Origin of the sequence: Kineococcus mangrovi (assembly GCF_041320705.1) — a bacterium.
GTDB classification, from domain to species: domain Bacteria; phylum Actinomycetota; class Actinomycetes; order Actinomycetales; family Kineococcaceae; genus Kineococcus; species Kineococcus mangrovi.
The window spans coordinates 274,700-292,243 of record NZ_JBGGTQ010000001.1 but is presented as its reverse complement, the minus strand read 5'-3'; the positions used below and the strand labels follow the sequence as shown (position 1 = coordinate 292,243).

General features: G+C 74.4%; 14 protein-coding genes. 7 read left to right on the top strand and 7 right to left on the bottom strand.

What is annotated here, in order from left to right; translation table 11 throughout:
* Positions 1-8 precede the first annotated feature (8 nt).
* The 3 genes from AB2L28_RS01380 to AB2L28_RS01370 all read right to left on the bottom strand — a co-directional run bounded on the left by AB2L28_RS01380 (position 9) and on the right by AB2L28_RS01370 (position 3,728).
* Positions 9-1,301 (bottom strand): enolase C-terminal domain-like protein, encoded by a 1,293-nt coding sequence (locus tag AB2L28_RS01380; RefSeq protein WP_370717256.1) that lies wholly within the window; start codon positions 1,299-1,301, stop codon positions 9-11.
* Positions 1,302-1,358: 57 nt separating this feature from the next.
* Complete coding sequence (locus AB2L28_RS01375; protein ID WP_370716927.1) at positions 1,359-2,282, bottom strand: 5-dehydro-4-deoxyglucarate dehydratase; 924 nt, start codon at positions 2,280-2,282, stop codon at positions 1,359-1,361.
* 177 nt (positions 2,283-2,459) lie between these two features.
* Positions 2,460-3,728, bottom strand: a complete 1,269-nt coding sequence (locus AB2L28_RS01370) for a glucarate dehydratase family protein (protein WP_370716926.1) — start codon at positions 3,726-3,728, stop codon at positions 2,460-2,462.
* Positions 3,729-4,005: 277 nt separating this feature from the next.
* Here AB2L28_RS01370 and leuA point away from each other — a divergent pair, with 277 nt between their 5' ends.
* From leuA to recO, 3 genes are all read left to right on the top strand, one after another.
* Complete coding sequence (leuA, locus tag AB2L28_RS01365; protein WP_370716925.1) at positions 4,006-5,733, top strand: 2-isopropylmalate synthase; 1,728 nt, start codon at positions 4,006-4,008, stop codon at positions 5,731-5,733.
* A gap of 128 nt (positions 5,734-5,861) precedes the next feature.
* Positions 5,862-7,424: a diguanylate cyclase gene (locus tag AB2L28_RS01360; RefSeq protein WP_370716924.1), complete on the top strand. Its 1,563-nt coding sequence runs from the start codon at positions 5,862-5,864 to the stop codon at positions 7,422-7,424.
* Positions 7,425-7,470: 46 nt separating this feature from the next.
* Positions 7,471-8,268, top strand: coding sequence for a DNA repair protein RecO (gene recO, locus AB2L28_RS01355; protein WP_370716923.1), 798 nt, complete (start codon positions 7,471-7,473; stop codon positions 8,266-8,268).
* Here recO and AB2L28_RS01350 read toward each other — a convergent pair.
* Positions 8,256-8,846 (bottom strand): histidine phosphatase family protein, encoded by a 591-nt coding sequence (locus AB2L28_RS01350; RefSeq protein WP_370716922.1) that lies wholly within the window; start codon positions 8,844-8,846, stop codon positions 8,256-8,258. The two genes, recO and AB2L28_RS01350, sit on opposite strands and share 13 nt — an antisense overlap.
* Before the next feature lie 40 nt (positions 8,847-8,886).
* On the opposite strand from AB2L28_RS01350, the gene AB2L28_RS01345 reads away from it, so the two are divergent.
* Positions 8,887-9,726: an isoprenyl transferase gene (locus tag AB2L28_RS01345; RefSeq protein WP_370717255.1), complete on the top strand. Its 840-nt coding sequence runs from the start codon at positions 8,887-8,889 to the stop codon at positions 9,724-9,726.
* Positions 9,727-9,777: 51 nt separating this feature from the next.
* On the opposite strand, the gene ppc is transcribed toward AB2L28_RS01345, so the two are convergent.
* A complete protein-coding gene (gene ppc, locus AB2L28_RS01340) occupies positions 9,778-12,639 on the bottom strand; it encodes a phosphoenolpyruvate carboxylase (RefSeq protein WP_370716921.1) in 2,862 nt (953 codons plus the stop codon).
* 154 nt (positions 12,640-12,793) lie between these two features.
* On the bottom strand, positions 12,794-13,072 hold the full coding sequence (locus tag AB2L28_RS01335; protein ID WP_370716920.1) for an HU family DNA-binding protein: 279 nt from the start codon (positions 13,070-13,072) through the stop codon (positions 12,794-12,796).
* A gap of 148 nt (positions 13,073-13,220) precedes the next feature.
* Between AB2L28_RS01335 and AB2L28_RS01330 the strand changes: the two genes are divergently transcribed.
* The gene (locus AB2L28_RS01330) at positions 13,221-14,306 is read left to right on the top strand and encodes a GTP-binding protein (RefSeq protein WP_370716919.1); all 1,086 of its coding nucleotides are present in this window, start codon (positions 13,221-13,223) and stop codon (positions 14,304-14,306) included.
* A gap of 22 nt (positions 14,307-14,328) precedes the next feature.
* Here AB2L28_RS01330 and AB2L28_RS01325 read toward each other — a convergent pair whose 3' ends face one another.
* Positions 14,329-14,730: a Fur family transcriptional regulator gene (locus tag AB2L28_RS01325; RefSeq protein WP_370716918.1), complete on the bottom strand. Its 402-nt coding sequence runs from the start codon at positions 14,728-14,730 to the stop codon at positions 14,329-14,331.
* Positions 14,731-14,921: 191 nt separating this feature from the next.
* Here AB2L28_RS01325 and AB2L28_RS01320 point away from each other — a divergent pair, with 191 nt between their 5' ends.
* Both AB2L28_RS01320 and AB2L28_RS01315 read left to right on the top strand, forming a co-directional pair.
* Entirely contained in the window at positions 14,922-16,304 is a 1,383-nt protein-coding gene (locus tag AB2L28_RS01320; RefSeq protein WP_370716917.1) for a glycine--tRNA ligase, read from the top strand.
* A 7-nt stretch (positions 16,305-16,311) separates the two neighbouring features.
* Positions 16,312-17,508, top strand: a complete 1,197-nt coding sequence (locus AB2L28_RS01315; RefSeq protein ID WP_370716916.1) for a benzoate/H(+) symporter BenE family transporter — start codon at positions 16,312-16,314, stop codon at positions 17,506-17,508.
* The last annotated feature ends 36 nt before the right edge of the window (positions 17,509-17,544 follow it).

Genomic DNA, 17,544 nt, shown 5'->3' with positions numbered 1-17,544 from the left:
CGCCGACCCTACGACGGGACCCGGTGAGTCCCCGGCCGGTCCAGCGCGGGCCGCTTCGGGTCGAACGTCCAGCCCGGCACGAGGAACCGCATGGCCGCCGCGTCGTCGCGGGCGCCGAGACCGTGCGCCAGGTACAGCTCGTGCGCCTCCGCGAGCCGGTCCTCGTCCAGTTCGACGCCCAGACCCGGGGTGGTCGGCACGTCGAGGAACCCGTCACGGATCCGCAGTGGTTCCCGCGTGAGCCGCTGCCCGTCCTGCCAGATCCAGTGCGTGTCGATCGCCGTCACGTCCCCGGGGGCCGCCGCGGCGACGTGGGTCGTCATCGCGAGGGAGACGTCGAAGTGGTTGTTGGAGTGCGACCCCCACGTCAGCCCCCACGCCTCGCACAGCTGCGCGACGCGCACCGACCCCGCCATCGTCCAGAAGTGCGGGTCGGCCAGCGGGATGTCCACGGCGTGCGCCTGCACCGCGTGCGCGAGCTGCCGCCAGTCGGTGGCGACCATGTTCGTCGCCGTCGGCAGTCCCGTCGCCCGTCGGAACTCGGCCATCGTCTCCCGGCCGGAGTACCCGCCCTCGGCGCCGCACGGGTCCTCGGCGTAGGCGAGCACGTCGCGCAGTTCCCGGCCGATCGCGACCGCCTCGCTGAACGACCAGGCGCCGTTGGGGTCCAGCGTGATCCGCGCGTCCGGGAACCGCCGGGCCAGGGCGGTGACGATCCCCGCCTCCTGCTCCCCGGGCAGCACCCCGCCCTTGAGCTTGAAGTCCGCGAACCCGTACCGAGCCCGGGCGGCCTCGGCCAGCGCCACGACGGCACCGGCGTCGAGGGCCGGTTCGTCCCGCAGCCGCTCCCAGTCGTCCTGGGGCCGAGCCGTGCTGCGGTACGGCAGGTCGGTGGCGTTCCGGTCACCGACGAGGAACAGGTAGCCCAGCGCCTGCACCCGGTCGCGCTGCCGGCCCTCCCCGAGCAGGTCGGCCACGGGCAGCCCGAGGAACTGCCCGAGCAGGTCCAGCAGCGCCGACTCCAGCGCGGTGACGACGTGGACGGTCGTGCGCAGGTCGAACGTCTGCAGACCGCGGCCGGCGACGTCGCGGCCGGCGAACTCCCGCCCGACCGCGCGCAGCACGTTCCGGTGGTCGGCGACCGACCTGCCGCGCACCAGGTCACCGGCCGCCTCGAGCGTGACCCGGACGGGTTCACCGCCGGGGACCTCGCCGACCCCCGTGCGGCCGTCGGTGTCGGTGAGCACGACGACGTTGCGGGTGAAGAACGGTGCGTGGGCGCCGGAGAGGTTCAAGAGCATCGAGTCGTGGCCGGCCACGGGCACGACGCGCAGACCGGCGACGCGGGGAGCCACGGGTCAGAGGACCTTCTGGACGAGCGGGGTGAGTTCGGCCAGCTCGGTGTCGGTGAGGTCGGTCAGCGGGGGCCGGACCGAGCCGGCGCTGCGGCCCGCGGCCGTCATCCCGGCCTTGACGATCGAGACGGCGTAGCCTGCGCTGCGGTCGCGGATCTGCAGGTAGGGCAGGACGAACTCGCTCAGTCGCACCTGCACTCCTGTGCGGTCGCCCGCGCGCACCCGGTCGTAGAACTCGCGCGCCCAGCGTGGTGCGAAGTTGAAGATGGCGCTGGAGTACGTCGTCGCACCGAGGTCGAGGTAGGGCAGCGCGTACGTCTCGGCCGTCGGCAGTCCGCCCACGAGCAGCAGGCGCTCGCCGTGGCGGGCGTTCAGCGTCGCGAGCAGGTCGATGTCGCAGATGCCGTCCTTGAACCCCACGAGGTTGTCGAACTCGGCGACGAGGCGGTCGACCGTGCGGGCGGTGAACCGGGCGTTCGCGCGGTGGTAGACGACCACCCCGAGCCGGGTGGCCCGGCAGACGGCGGCGACGTGCTGGTAGAGCCCCTCCTGGGTCACCTCGTTGAGGTACGGCGGCAGCACGAAGACGCCGTCCGCGCCCGCGGCCTCGACCTCCCGCGCCATCGCCGCGGCGGTCGCCGTCCCGTACCCGACGGGGCCGACGACGGGGCTGCGCCCGGCGTTGGCCTCGACCGTGGCGCGGACGACGGTGAACACCTCGGCCTGGGTCAGCGCCGGGAACTCCCCGGTCCCGCCCGCGGCGAACAACCCGCTGGCCCCGAACCCCGACAGGTGGGCGACGTGCTCGCGGTACCCGTCCTCGTCGAGGGACAGGTCCGGGTGCGTGTGCGTCACGGGGAAGGACAGCAGGCCGGCGCCGAGCGTGCGGCGCAGGTCGTCGGGGGAGACGTCGCTGGGACGGGACACGGGTGCTCCTCGGGTCGGCGGCGCCCCAAGGTACCAGTGTTCCACGTCAGCGGACAGTGTCCACGGATGCAGACATGGGTGGGCAGTGGACCCGTAGGGCGGGCCCCACCAGCTCGCGCCCGACCCCGGCGCGGCCCGCACGGCGACGTGCGGGCCGCGGGGCACCGGGTCCGGCGATCACCACGAACCCCGGTGCGGGGTGAACCCCGGGTCGACGGTGCGCATGTACGTCGTGTCGTCGCGGGCGCGCAGCCCGCAGCGCTCGTACTGCTCGTGCAGTCGGGCCAGGGCGTCGCGGTCGAGGTCGACCCCGAGGCCGGGGCCGGTCGGGACGCGCACGGCGCCACCGGCGAACCCCAGGGCGCCGGGGACCACGACGTCCTCGTCGGCGCGCTTCCACGGCCAGTGCGTGTCGCACGCGTAGTCGAGGTTCGGGGTCGCGGCGGCGAGGTGGGTCATGGCGGCGAGGCTGATCCCGAGGTGGGAGTTGGAGTGCATCGACAGGCCCAGCCCGAACACCTCGCAGATCCGCCCCAGGCCCTGCGTGCGCCGCAACCCGCCCCAGTAGTGGTGGTCGGACAGGACGACCTGGACGGCGTCCTGCGCCACGGCCGGCGGCAGGTCCTCGAACGCGACGACGCACATGTTGGTGGCCAGCGGCATCGCCCCCTCCAGGCGGCGGGACACCTCCGCCATGCCCGGGACGCCCGGGGTCGGGTCCTCCAGGTACTCCAGGACCCCGTCGAGCTCCTGCGCCACCCGGACCGACGTGTCCGGTGTCCACGCGCCGTTGGGGTCCAGGCGCAGGGGCAGGTCGGGGAACTCCGCGCGCAGGGCCCGGACCGCCTCGACCTCCTCCTGCGGCGGGAACACCCCGCCCTTGAGCTTGACCGCGGTGAACCCGAACTCGTCGACCACCCGCCGCACCTGGGTCACGATCCCCGCCGGGTCCAGGGCCGGGCCCCAGCCGTCCTCCTCGCCGCCGGGGTGCGCGGCCCACTTGTAGAACGCGTAGGCGCTGAAGGCGACCTCGTCGCGGACGGCCCCGCCGAGCAGGTCGCTCACGGGGCGTCCGGTGAGCCGGCCCTGCGCGTCCAGGCAGGCGACCTCGAAGGGGCTGAGCACGCGGTCGGCGGCGTCCTGGACCACCTGGCCCAGCAGGTCCCCCGCACGCGCGGGGGTGTGCCCGAGGGAGGTGGCGACGGCGCGGGCCAGGGCGTGCAGGTCGAAGACGTCGGTCCCGAGCAGGTGCGGGACGGCGCGGTGCAGCCGCTCCAGGTGCGCCGCGTCGCCGTAGCTCTCGCCCAGGCCCACGACGCCGTCGGCGGTGCGGACCTCCACGACGCTGCGCAGCGCGAACGGCTCGTGCACGCCCACGTTGTTGAGCAGGGCGGGGTCGTGGAAGGCGACCGGGGTGATGGTCACGTCCGTGATCGGGCTGGTCATGACCGTCCTTCGCCGTCGGCAGGGGGTGTCGGCACTGTGCCACACGTCCCGACGGGGTCGCGGTGCACGACGCCGCCGGGTAGCCGCGACCACCCGTCGCGGTGACACCCCTGGGCCGGGCGCGCTCCGGATCGGAGGGGGTACGGTGGCCCCGTGGCCCGTCTGGAGAACCTCCTCCTTCGTCGCCGCGGCGGGGCCAGCTAGGCCGGTCCCCCCGTCGCGGGACCTCGTCGTGCGCGCCGGCCGCCACCCCGCCCGCCCCGCAGGAGATGACGAGATGCAGAACACCCAGACGCCCAGCCCGATGCCGTTCGGCAAGTACGTGCCGTTCCACGAGCAGATCACCGTGGACCTGCCCGACCGCACCTGGCCGACCAGGCGCATCACGCAGGCCCCGCGCTGGTGCGCGGTCGACCTGCGCGACGGCAACCAGGCGCTCATCGACCCGATGGACTCCGAGCGCAAGCTGCGCATGTTCCAGCTGCTCGTCGACATGGGCTACAAGGACATCGAGGTCGGGTTCCCCTCGGCCTCCCAGACCGACTTCGACTTCGTGCGGACGCTGGTCGAGAACGACCTCATCCCCGACGACGTGCGCATCCAGGTGCTGACGCAGGCGCGCGAGCACCTCATCGAGCGGACGTACGAGTCGCTGCGCGGCGCGAAGCAGGCCATCGTCCACCTCTACAACTCGACCTCGGTGCTGCAGCGGCGCGTCGTGTTCGGCTCCGACGAGGACGGCATCGTCGACCTGGCCCTGCAGGGGGCCCGGCTGTGCCGCAAGTTCGAGGAGACCGTCCCGGGCACCACCGTCTACTACGAGTACTCCCCGGAGTCCTACACCGGCACCGAGCTGGAGTTCGCGGCGCGCATCTGCAACGCGGTCCTGGAGGTCTTCGAGCCGACCCCGGAGCGCAAGGTCATCGTCAACCTGCCCGCGACGGTGGAGATGGCCACGCCCAACGTCTACGCCGACTCCATCGAGTGGATGTCGCGGCACCTGCACCCCCGCGAGAACGTCATCCTGTCGCTGCACCCGCACAACGACCGCGGGACGGGCGTGGCCGCGGCCGAGCTGGGGTACCTGGCCGGGGCGGACCGCATCGAGGGCTGCCTGTTCGGCAACGGCGAGCGCACCGGCAACGTCGACCTCGTCACCCTGGGCATGAACCTGTTCAGCCAGGGCATCGACCCGCAGGTCGACTTCTCCGACATCGACCACGTCCGGCGCACCGTCGAGCACTGCAACCAGCTGCCCGTCGGCGAGCGCGTGCCCTACGGCGGCGACCTCGTCTTCACGGCCTTCTCCGGCTCCCACCAGGACGCCATCAAGAAGGGCCTGGAGGCGATGGAGCGCGACGCGGCCGCCGCCGGGAAGTCCGTGGACGAGATCCCGTGGGCCGTGCCGTACCTGCCGATCGACCCCAAGGACGTCGGCCGGTCCTACGAGGCCGTCATCCGCGTCAACTCCCAGTCCGGCAAGGGCGGGGTCGCCTACCTGCTGAAGGCCGAGCACCAGCTGGACCTGCCGCGCCGCCTGCAGATCGAGTTCTCCCGCGTCATCCAGGAGCGCACCGACGCCCAGGGCGGGGAGGTCTCCTCGCGGCAGATCTTCGAGGTCTTCACCGACGAGTACCTGCCCTCCCCGACGGACACGCCCGAGTGGGGCCGGTTCGCCCTGCGCGGCACCCGGTCCGTCAGCGTCGTCGACGGGGCCGACACCCTGGAGGTCGACCTCTGGGACGCCGGCACCGTCAGCACGGCGCGGGGCACGGGCAACGGTCCCATCGCCGCCTTCTGCGCGGCTCTGGGCGAGCAGGGCGTGGACGTGCGGGTCCTCGACTACGCCGAGCACGCGCTGTCGGCCGGCGGTGACGCCCGCGCCGCGGCCTACGTCGAGTGCGCCGTCGACGGCCGCGTCCTGTGGGGCGTGGGCGTCGACCACAACATCACGACGGCCTCGCTCAAGGCGATCGTCTCGGCGGTCAACCGCGCCCTGCGCTGAGCCCGCCCACCCGCGCGACCGGCGTCCGCGCCGTCCGGGGTTCGACTCCCCCCGGACGGCGCGGACGGTTAGGATCAGTCACCACCTGTGACATGCGGTCACCGGTGGCGACATCGGGAGGGGGCGGCGTGAGCACCGAGCTCGAACCCGTCAGCCCGTTCGGACCGTTCGACACCCTGGCCGAGTGGGCCCACAAGCTGTACCTCGACGGCTACGGCGAGCGCGCGATCCTCGTCAGCCGCCAGGGCCTGGCCTTCTGCGAGGCCGCCGGGGACGAGCGCACCGCCCGCTACCTGCAGTTCATCTGCGGCGTCGCCCTGCACCAGCTCGGCCGCGCCGCCGAGGCCAGCGAGGAGGCCGGGCACCTGCTGCGCCGCCTCGGCGTCGGCGCGGACCCCGTCTGGCGGGCCAAGGCCCTCGCCCTGCTCGCCGAGTCCCGCGTCGACCTCGGGATGACAGCCCTGGCGATGGACCACCTCGCCGAGGGCCAGCTCATCGTCTCGGCGCAGCCCATCCGCACCTACGACCACCTCTCGGCGACCATGTCGGTGGCGCTGGCCCTGAACTCCCTCGCCCTGTTCGAGCCAGCCGACGAGCTCATGGTCCAGATGCTGGCCCTGACCTTCCCCCCGCCCCGGGTGCGCCTCAACGTGGCCCAGGAGGCCGCCGTCCTGCAGGTCGCCTGGGCCTCGATGCTCGAGGTCGCCGGCCGCGCGGGCGAGGCCTGGCCGCACTACACCGAGGCCCTGGCCCGCGCGGCCCGGATGCGCCAGCTCGCCGCCGAGGCCGACTACCCGGAGATGCTCGCCCGGGCCGAGGCCGTCGAGGCCTTCGTCCTGCAGCGCACCGGGGACACCGGGCTCGCCCAGGCGCGGCTGCGGCCGGCGATGGACGCGTTCCGGCTGCGCGAGGAACTGGCCGAGACCCAGATCGCCCGCATCGCCCTGGCCATGGTCACCTCCGACGCCGGGGACCGGGAGACCGCGGCCGAGCTCCTCGCCGCCGTCCAGCGCGTCTCCTCGGCCACCCAGCTCGACGTGTGGGGGCTCACGGCGCTCGCCGTCCGGGCCCGCAACGCCGTCCGGCACGACGGGCGCAGCGAGGCCGCCGACGCGCTGGAGCTGCTCGCGCAGGTGTCGCTGGCCCGGCTGTGGGAGGACCGCGAGAGCCGGTTCGAGGCGCTGCAGGACCGCATCCGCCAGCGGGAGATGGCCGAGCAGAACGAGCGCCTGGGCCGCGCCTCGCTCGTGGACCCCATGACCGGTCTGGGCAACCGCCGCCGCCTGCAGCAGGTCCTCGAACGCCCCGACCAGCGCTTCAGCGCCGTCCTGCTCGACGTCGACCGGTTCCGCGCCGTCAACGACGAGCACGGCCACGCCGCCGGGGACGCCGTGCTGCGCCGCGTCGCGGACCTGCTGCAGCGCAACGCCGGTGACGACGACGTCCTCGTCCGCTACGGGGCCGACGAGTTCGTCGTGCTCGTCCCCGGCGGGCACGGGGCGCAGCGGACGGCCGAGCGGCTGCTCGAGGTCGTCCGCAAGGAACCGTGGCTGGAGATCTCCCTGGGGCTGCGCGTCACCGTCTCGGCGGGGCTGGCCGGCCCGGCCCCCGCGGCCGAGGCCGTCGCGGCGGCCGACCGCGCGGTGCTGGAGGCCAAGCGCTCGGGACGGGACCGCCTCGTCGCCGGGTGAGCGCGGGTCCGGGGCCGTGTCGGGGGCGGCACCTACAGTGGGGGCCGTGGCGGGGAGCAGGGGGTCCAGCGGCAGGGGATCCAGCATCGGCGGGGCGAAGAGCTACCGCGACGAGGCCGTCGTCCTGCGCACCACCAAGCTCGGCGAGGCCGACCGGATCGTCACCCTGCTGACCCGGCACCACGGTCGCGTGCGCGCCGTGGCCAAGGGCGTGCGGCGCACCTCGTCCCGGTTCGGGGCGCGGCTGGAACCGTTCACCTGCGTGGACGTGCAGCTGCACCGCGGCCGCGCGCTCGACACCGTCACCCAGGTCGACGTGCTGGCGCCCTACGGGCGCGAGCTCGCCGGCGACTACGGCCTCTACACCGTCGGGCACGCGCTCGTGGAGACGGCCGAGCGGTTCACCGAGGTGGAGCGGGAGAACGCGACCCAGCAGTACCTGCTGCTCGTGGGGGCGCTGCGGGCGCTGTCGCGCCGCGAGCACGCCGCCCCCCTCGTCCTGGACGCCTTCCTGCTGCGCTCGCTCGCCGTGGCCGGGTACGCGGCCAGCTTCGCCGACTGCGCCCGCTGCGGGGACCCCGGCCCGCACACCGCGTTCAACGTCGCCGCCGGGGGCGCGGTGTGCGGGGCCTGCCGGCCACCGGGGTCGGCGGCACCGGACCCGCGGACGCTCGAACTGCTCGCGGCGCTGCTCAGCGGGGAGTGGGTCGTCGCGGAGGACGCCGAGGAGCGCTGCCGCCGCGAGGGCAGCGGGCTCGTCGCCGCGTTCCTGCAGTGGCACCTCGAACGCGGCATCCGCTCGCTGCGGCACGTGGAACGGCCCGAGGCCGCTCAGGCGCGCTGAGGGGCGCGGGCCAGCCGCCACTCGCGGTCCGCGCCCTCGACCACCACGGACGTGGCGTTCGCCATGCGCGCCAGCTCGACCCCGGCCAGGCCCTCGACCGTCGCCCGCAGGAACGTCCCGTGCGCGACGACGACGAGCGGGGTGTCGCCGTGCTCGGCGCGCAGGCGCCGCAGGGCCGCCGAGCCCCGCGCGCGGAGGTCCTCCCAGGGTTCCTGACCCGGTCGCTCGCCGTGCGGGTACCGGACCGCCAGTTCGTCCACGGTGGCGCCCTCGGCCTCGCCGAAGCACCGCTCCACGAGGTCCTCGTGCGGTGCCAGCAGCTCCAGGCCGAGGCGGTCGGCGATGATCTGCGCCGTCTCGCGGGCACGCGAGAGCGGGGAGGACGTGATCGCCGCCCACGGGACGTCCCCGAGGGGTGCGGCGAGCTGGTCGGCCAGGGCCCGCGCCTGGTCCCGGCCGGTGTCGTTGAGGGGGACGTCCGTCCGGCCCTGCAACCGCCCGTCGCGGTTCCAGTCCGTCTCGCCGTGGCGGACGAGGGCGGTGCGGGGGGAACGGGGGGAGCTCGTGTGGTCGGGCACGTGAGCCATGGTCCCACCTGGCACCCTGGTGCCCGTGCCCGTGACCGGACCCCGACGACGCCGCTCAGACCGGACCACCGCGCGCGAGGGGCGCCCGGTCGTCGCGCCGCCGCCGCACCCGTCCGGTGCCCGGCCGCCGCAGCTGCCGGCCGACCTCGTCCCCCGGCACGTCGCGATCGTCATGGACGGCAACGGGCGCTGGGCGAACCAGCGCGGGTTGTCGCGCATCGAGGGGCACAAGATGGGGGAGGCGTCCCTGCTGGACGTCGTCGCCGGGGCCGTGGAGGTCGGTGTCACGCACGTCTCGGCGTACGCGTTCTCGACGGAGAACTGGCGGCGCAGCCCCGAGGAGATCAAGTTCCTCATGGGGTTCAACCGCGACGTCATCCGGCGGCGCCGGGACGTCATGGACTCCTGGGGCGTCCGCGTGCGCTGGGCCGGGCGTCGTCCCCGCCTCTGGCGCAGCGTCATCAGCGAACTGGAGTCGGCCGAGGAGATGACGCGGGACAACACCGTCTGCACGCTGACGATGTGCGTGAACTACGGCGGCCGCGCCGAGATCGCCGACGCCGCCCGCGCCCTGGCCCGCGACGTCGCAGCCGGGGTGGTGAACCCCGACCGGATCGACGAGCGGACGTTCGCCCGCTACCTCGACGAACCCGACATGCCGGACGTGGACCTGTTCTGGCGCTCCTCGGGGGAGCAGCGGACGTCCGGTTTCCTGCCGTGGCAGTCGACGTACGCGGAGATGGTGTTCTCCGACGTGCTGTGGCCCGACGTGGACCGGCGGGCCCTGTGGGCCGCGATCGAGACGTACGCGACGCGCAACCGCCGCTACGGCGGGGCGCTCGACACCCCCGACGAGCCCGCGGGGGAGTGATCGTCGTCCAGCGCGCGACGCCGGACGACGATCCCCTCCCCCGGGGGCGGCTCAGCCGGTGTTGCGCATCCCCGCCGCGATCCCGTTGATCGTCAGCAGGAGCGCGCGGCGCAGCGCGGGGTCGACGTCCTCCCCGCTGGCCCGGGAGCGGGCGAGCAGGGACACCTGCAGCGCGTGCAGCGGCGCCAGGTAGGCGTCGCGCAGCTCCAGGGTGCGGCGCAGGACCGGGGCGGACTCCAGCAGTTCCTCCTGCCCCGTCAGCCACAGCACCTGCTCCAGGGTCGTGGCGTGCTCGGCGCGGATCGTCTCGAAGGCGCTGCGGGCGTCGGGGTCGACGAGTTCCTCGACGTAGTGCGCCGCGATCCCCAGGTCGGTCTTGGCCAGCGTCATCTGGACGTTGGAGACGAAGCTGCGGAAGAACGCCCAGTCGGTGACCATCGCCCGCAGGTCGTCCTCGTGGCCGGCCTCGCGGGCGGCGCGCAGGCCCGACCCGACGCCGAACCAGCCGGGGACGTTGATGCGGCTCTGCGTCCACCCGAACACCCACGGGATCGCCCGCAGGTCCTCCAGGCCCCCGGTGCCGCCGGGGCGGCGCGAGGGGCGCGAGCCGATGTTGAGGTTGCCCAGTTCCTCCACGGGCGTGGCCGTGAGGAAGAACGGCACGAGGCCGGGGTCGCGGACGAGGGTCCGGTAGGCGTTCTGGCCCGCGGCGGCCACGACCGACATCGTCTCGTCCCAGCCGTCCAGCACCTCCCGCGGCTGCAACGGGGTGCGGTGCAGCGTGGACGCCTCGAGCGCGGCCGACAGGGCGACCTCGAGGTTGTGCCGGGCCAGCCGGGGCTGGACGTACTTGTCGGAGATGACCTCGCCCTGCTCGGTCACCTTGATCGGCCCGTCGAGCGTGCCGTAGGGCTGGGCCAGGATCGCCTCGCCGGTGGGCCCGCCGCCGCGGCCGACGGACCCGCCGCGGCCGTGGAAGAGCCGCAGGGTCACCCCGTGGCGCAGGGCGACGTCGCGCAGCGCGCGCTGGGCGCGGTGGATCTGCCAGCGGGAGGCGGCGATCCCGGCGTCCTTGGAGGAGTCGGAGTAGCCGAGCATGATCTCCTGCACGTCCCCGCGGGCGGCGACGACGCGGCGGTAGGAGGGGTCGGACAGCAGCCCCTCGAGGAGTTCCTCGGCGTTCTCCAGCTCGGTGACCGTCTCGAACAGCGGGGCGAACCCGATGCGCGCCACGTCGTTCGCGCCCGGCGTCTCGGCCAGGTCGACGAGGCCGACCTCCCGGGCCAGGACGACGACGGCGAAGATGTCGTCGATGCCCTTGGTCATGGACACGATGTACGTCTCGATGACGTCGTCGCCGTAGCGGTCCAGCGCGGTGCCGATCGTCGAGAACAGCTGCAGCACCCGGGCCGGGGTGTCCGTCAGCGTCCGCGCGGCCGACCCGATGAGCGGCCGGTGCCCCGTGAGCTCCTTGGACAGCAGCTTGGTGCGCGCCGTGCGGTCCAGGTCGGCGTAGGGCGTGATGAGCTCGCCGAGCCGGTCGTAGATCGTGGCCAGGGCGGTGTGGTGCTTGCCGGCGTCCTCGCGCACGTCGAGCGTGGCCAGCCCGAACCCGACGGCGCGGGCCACGCGCAGCAGGCGGGCGACGGCGCCGTCGGCGACCAGGTCGCCGTCGTTGGCGCGCAACGAGTCCTGCAGCATCCGGATCTCGGCGGTGTACTCCTGCACCCCGGCGTAGTCACGGCCCGGGACGTGCTCGGCGCCGCTGTGCAGCCGTGCGCGGGTGCCTTCCAGGCGGGCCAGGACGTACGACAGCTTGAACCGGTAGGGCTCCTCGCCGTTGAGGTGGGCGCGGGCGGCCCGCACCTCCGGCATCGCCTGCGCGTCCGCCTCCAGGGAGGCCAGCAGGTCCTCGGAGAACCCGACGATCTGGGTGGAGGCGGCCAGCTCGGTCATGAGGTCGCGCGTGGCGGCGGTCAGGACGTCGAGCGCGGCGTCGTGCTGCATGCCCAGGACCTCCGCCGTCACCTCGGGGGTGACGTTCGGGTTCCCGTCGCGGTCCCCGCCGACCCAGTTGCCGAAGCGCAGGGGCTGGGCGTCGGCGGGCAGGGCCAGCCCGAGCTCGTCGAGCCCGACGGCGAGGTCCTCCAGCAGGTCCGGCAGGACGGTGGAGGTGAGGTTGCGCAGGTGGTGCAGGGCCGAGCGCGCCTCGTCGGCCGGTCGCGGGCGCAGGACCCGCAGCTCGTCGGTCTGCCACAGCTCGTCGACGAGCTCGGCCAGGCGGCGCTGTCCGCGGTGGGCGTCCAGGGGGCGCTGGGCGGCGTCCTCGGAGGCCTCCACGATCGTCGTGATGCGCAGGAGCAGGTCCAGGACGGAGCGCCGGCTGGACTCGGTGGGGTGGGCCGTGAACACCGGACGCAGCTGCAGCCGGCCGAGGATCTCCTGGGCCGTGCCGCGGTCGAGGTCGCCGGAGCTCAGGGCCTGGCCCAGCCGTTCGAGCGTGCCGTCCAGGCCGCCCGCGGAGGCGCGGGAGAGCTCCAGGCCGCGGTGCAGCTGCTCGGAGGCGTTGGCGAGCTGGAAGTAGGCGGTGAAGGCCCGGGCCAGGTTGATGGCGGTGGCGTCGTCGACGCCGGAGAGCAGCCGGGCCAGCTCGGCCCCGTCGTCGGGGCGGCGGGCCAGCTGGCGGACCTGCTCGACGAGGTCCAGCAGCTCGCGGCCCTCGTGCCGGGTCAGGGACTCCCCGAGGAGTTCCCCGAGCTTGCGGACCGAGGCGCGCAGGGCGGCGTGGCCCTCGTCGGAGGAGACCCCGTCCACCGTGAGCACGTCGCTGGAGGTCCGGGTGGACCCCTGCGCGGTCTGCTCGGGCGGGGTCTGCAGGTCCGCCTGCAGCTCTTCGTCCGTCGGTGCGCTCATGCGACGCCTCGCCTCCCTTGCCGGGTGCCCGGGGGTCGACGCTGACTCCGTGTGCACGTGCTGACTGCTTCTCGCGGGGCAGTCTTCCGTGTCGTCCCCCGGGTGCGGAAGCAGGGGGGTGCCCGCGGCAGGGAGGCGGGGCGGCCGTGGTGGGTCAGCTGCCGCTGGCGGCGGCCTTCAGCTTGGACCCGGCGGTGAGCTTGGCGCCGTAGGAGGCGGCGATCTCCATGGTCTCGCCCGTGCGCGGGTTGCGGCCGGTGCGGGCGGCCCGCTCGACGCGCTCGACGGTGAGCAGGCCCGGCAGCTTGACGGGCTCTCCCTTGCCGACGGCCTCGACGAGGACGTCGCCGAGCGCGTTGATGACGGAGTCGGTCTCGGACTGCGTCAGGCCGGCGCGTTCGGCGACGGCGGTGACGAGCTCGGAGCGGTTCACGGGTACTCCCGGGGGATCGACGACGGTGGTTGCAGGGCGACGTTACCGGGGGTCACCGCCCGTGCCCGGCACGTGGGAGGGCGTGGGGCGCGTCGGGGTGTCTGCTACCGTCGGTTTTCTTGAGAACGAGTCTCATCAAGGAGCGCCCGTGCGACCGCCCGTGACCCTGCCCGTGACCCTGCTGACCTCCATGGACCCGGTGCTGCGCGACAGCGCCACCGCCGCCGCCCTGTGGGGCGGGCCCGGGACCGTGCTGCTGCGCTACGACCTCGCCCCGGACCGGCTGCACCGCCTGGCCGCCGAGTTCGACCGGGTGCTCGAGGACGTGGACGTGCCGCTCGAGCACGCCTGCCTCGGGTGCGCCCTGCGCGAGGACGTCCTGCCCGCCGTCGCCGCGATCGCCCGCGCCGGCCGGGCCGAGCGCCTCGTGCTGGCGCTGCCGGTCACCGCCGAACCGCTGGCCGTCCTGCAGGCCCTGACCCACGGCACCGACGGCGCCGACGACCTCGCCGACCTCGTCACGGTCACCGGTGTCGTCGCCGTCGCGCACGGCCCCGGCCTGCTCGAGGACCTGCTCGGCGACGAGCTCGTCGTCGGCGCCGCGGGGGAGGAGACCGACCGCGCGGTGGGGGAGGTGCTGGCCCACCAGCTCGACGAGGCCGACCTCGTCCTGGTCGACGGCGAGCTGCCCGCCCGCTCGGCCGTCCTGCTCGACCACGTCACCGCGCCCGGCTGCGTCGTCGCCGACCTCCTCGCCGCGGACGCGTCCGACCTGCTGGCCCCGCGCCGCCTCGCCACCGCCGACCCCGTGGCGGAGCCGTTGCGCCGCAGCGACCTGCGCGCCGCCCGGCCGAGCGGGGCCGACGACCGCCTGGGGGTCTTCACCCTCGACCTGCGCACGCCCGCGCCGCTGCACCCGGGCCGGCTCCTGGAGGAGATCGAGGCCGTCGGTGCGGGCCGGTTGCGGGCCCGGGGGTTCTTCTGGGTGCCGTCGCGACCGGAGGTCGTGTGCGCGTGGGACGGCGCGGGCGGGCAGCTGAGCATCGGGACCATCGGCACCTGGGACGCCCGTCGCGGCGAGCGCCCCCGCACGCGCCTGGTGGTCACCGGCGTCGACGAGGGGGACGCCGAACGCGTCAGCGCGGCCTTCGAGCGCATCCTGGCCACGCCCGCCGAGAGCGCCGCCTGGACCGCCCCCGAGGACGGCCTGGAGCCCTGGCTCGGGGACCGCTGACCCCCGGCGCGGTGCGGCGGTGTCAGTCCTGGGCGCTGCAGGCGGCGCAGACGCCGAAGACCTCGACGACGTGCTGGACGGCGGTGAAACCGTGCTCGGCGCCGACCCGCTTCGCCCACGCCTCGACCTGCGGGCCCTCGACCTCGACGGTCGCCCCGCAGCGGCGGCACACGAGGTGGTGGTGGTGCCCGGTGCTGCACCGGCGGTACACGGCCTCGCCGCCGTCGTCGGTGCGCAGCACGTCGACGTCGCCGTCCTCGGCCAGCACCTGCAGCGCGCGGTAGACCGTCGCCAGGCCGACGTTCTCCCCGCGTGCGCGCAGCCGGGCGTGCAGGTCCTGGGCCGACAGGAAGGCGTCCGCCTCGTCCAGGACCGCCGAGACGGCCGACCGCTGCTTCGTGGACCGACGGGCCGGGACCGACACGCTTCCTCGCACTCCTCAGGTCGGGCCCGGTGCGGCCCGGGCGGGTCGAGTCAGCCTACGACCGCCGGGCCGTCCGGGCCGAACGGTCGCGACCCGTCGTCGGCGGTGCTCGCTCAGCGCGTAACCTCACGGGGGTCCGCGCCGCGAGCGCGCGGGCGCCGCCGACACCCAGCCGGACAGGAGACCCCAGCGTGGCCGCATCCCGCCTCGACGCCGTCATCAACCTCGCCAAGCGGCGGGGGTTCGTGTTCCCGTCGGGGGAGATCTACGGCGGTACCCGCTCGGCCTGGGACTACGGGCCCCTGGGCGTGGAGCTGAAGGAGAACATCAAGCGCCAGTGGTGGCGCCGGACGGTCACGACCCGCGAGGACGTCGTGGGCCTGGACTCCTCGGTCATCCTCCCGCGGCGCGTGTGGGAGGCCTCGGGCCACGTCGCCGTCTTCACCGACCCGCTCGTGGAGTCCCTGCAGACCCACAAGCGCTACCGCGCCGACCACCTCCTCGAGGCCTACGAGGCCAAGCACGGCCACCCGCCGGAGAACGGCCTGGCCGACGTCCCCGACCCCGACACCGGGGTGCGCGGGCAGTGGACCGAGCCGCGCGACTTCTCCGGCCTCATGAAGACCTACCTCGGCGCCGTCGACAACGAGGAGGGCCTGCACTACCTGCGGCCCGAGACGGCCCAGGGCATCTTCGTGAACTTCGCCAACGTCATGGGCTCGGCCCGCAAGAAGCCGCCGTTCGGCATCGGCCAGATCGGCAAGAGCTTCCGCAACGAGATCACCCCCGGGAACTTCATCTTCCGCACGCGCGAGTTCGAGCAGATGGAGATGGAGTTCTTCGTCGAGCCCGGCACCGACGAGCAGTGGCACCAGTACTGGCTCGACGAGCGCATGTCCTGGTACACCGGCCTGGGCATCGACGCCGGGAACCTGCGGTTCTTCGAGCACCCCGCCGAGAAGCTGTCGCACTACTCCAAGCGGACCGTGGACATCGAGTACCGGTTCGGGTTCCAGGGCTCGGAGTGGGGCGAGCTGGAAGGCGTCGCCAACCGCACCGACTACGACCTCAAGACCCACGCCGAGGAGTCCGGCGTCGACCTGTCGTACTTCGACCAGACCAAGGGCGAGCGCTGGGTCCCGTACGTCATCGAACCCGCAGCCGGGCTGACCCGTTCGCTCATGGCGTTCCTCGTCGACGCCTACACCGAGGACGAGGCCCCGAACACCAAGGGCGGCGTCGACAAGCGCACCGTGCTGCGCCTGGACCACCGGCTCGCCCCGGTCAAGGCGGCCGTGTTCCCGCTCTCGCGCAACGAGCAGCTCTCGCCCAAGGCCAAGGACCTCGCCGCGGAGCTGCGCACGCACTGGAACGTGGAGTTCGACGACGCCGGCGCCATCGGCCGCCGGTACCGCCGCCACGACGAGGTCGGGACGCCGTACTGCATCACGGTCGACTTCGACACCCTCGAGGACCAGGCCGTGACGATCCGCGAACGCGACACCATGGCGCAGGAACGCGTCGGCCTGTCCCAGGTGTCGCAGTGGCTGGGGGCCCGCCTCCTCGGCGCCTGACCCCCCGGTGGAGACCTCCGTCCCCGGTCCGCTGAGCCAACCGCTCGCGGCCGGGGCGGTCGCCGCGCTCACCGGGTTCGCGTCCTCGTTCGTGCTCGTCCTCGCCGGCCTCACCGCCGTCGGGGCGAGCCCGGCGCAGGCCGCGTCCGGTCTCCTCGCGCTGTGCCTGGCGCAGTTCGCCCTGGCCGCGCTGCTGTCCTGGCGCACCCGGCTGCCGCTGTCGTTCGTCTGGTCCACCCCCGGCGCCGCGCTGCTCGTCGCCGCCCAGGGACGCACCGGCTCCCTCGACGCGGCCGTCGGCGCGTTCGGCCTGTGCGCGCTGCTCGTCGTCGTCACCGGCGCCTGGCCCGCGCTGGCCCGGCTGGTCCGCCGCGTCCCGACACCCGTCGCCGGGGCCCTGCTGGCCGGGGTCCTGTTCCCGCTGTGCCTGGCGCCGGTCACCGCCGTGGGCCGGGTGCCCGCCCCGGCGTTGCTCGTCGTCCTCGTCTGGCTCGTGCTGCGGCGGTCCCGGCCGCCGCTGGCCGTGCCCGCCGCGATGGTCGTCGCGCTCGCGGCCACCGTCGCGGACCTGCCCGGGGGCGTCGCGCTGGACTGGGTGCCCCGGCTCACCCCCGTCCTGCCCGAGCTCGACCCGTTCGTGCTCGTCTCCCTCGGCGTGCCCCTGTACGTCGTGACGATGGCGGGGCAGAACATCCCGGGGTTCACGATCCTGGAGCAGCTCGGCTACCGGGACGTCCCCACCGGCCGGGTCCTCGTCGGTGCGGGCCTCGGCAGCGGGGCCGCCGCGCTCTTCGGCGGGCACACCGTGAACCTCTCGGCGCTCGCGGCGGGCATCATCGCCGGGCCGGGTGCGGACCGGGACCCCGCCCGGCGCTGGATCGCGGCCGTCGCCGGGGGAGCGGGGTACCTCGTCCTGGGGCTGCTGGCCGCCCCCATCGCCGGGCTCGTCGGCAGCACCGACCCCGTGCTCGTGGAGGCCGTCGCCGGGCTCGCACTGCTGGACTCCTTCGTCGGCGGGCTCGTCTCGGCCCTGGCCGACGCGGCTCACCGGGTGACGGCCGGTGCGACGTTCGCCGTCGTGGCCTCCGGGCTGACGTTCGCCGGGATCGGCAGCGCGTTCTGGGGGCTGCTGGCCGGGCTCGCGGTCTTCGCGGTGCTGCGGGCGCCGGCGCTGCCGGGACGTCACCGGAGCGCCCGGAGCTGAGGCGGGAGGCGGGGCGTCCGGCGACCGGCGGGGTCC

Coding starts and splice junctions, on each gene's coding strand:
- AB2L28_RS01380 (WP_370717256.1), bottom strand. CDS start 1,301: ATGCTCTTGAACCTCTCCGGCGCCCACGCACCGTTCTTCACCCGCAAC.
- AB2L28_RS01370 (WP_370716926.1), bottom strand. CDS start 3,728: ATGACCAGCCCGATCACGGACGTGACCATCACCCCGGTCGCCTTCCAC.
- leuA (WP_370716925.1), top strand. CDS start 4,006: ATGCAGAACACCCAGACGCCCAGCCCGATGCCGTTCGGCAAGTACGTG.
- ppc (WP_370716921.1), bottom strand. CDS start 12,639: ATGAGCGCACCGACGGACGAAGAGCTGCAGGCGGACCTGCAGACCCCG.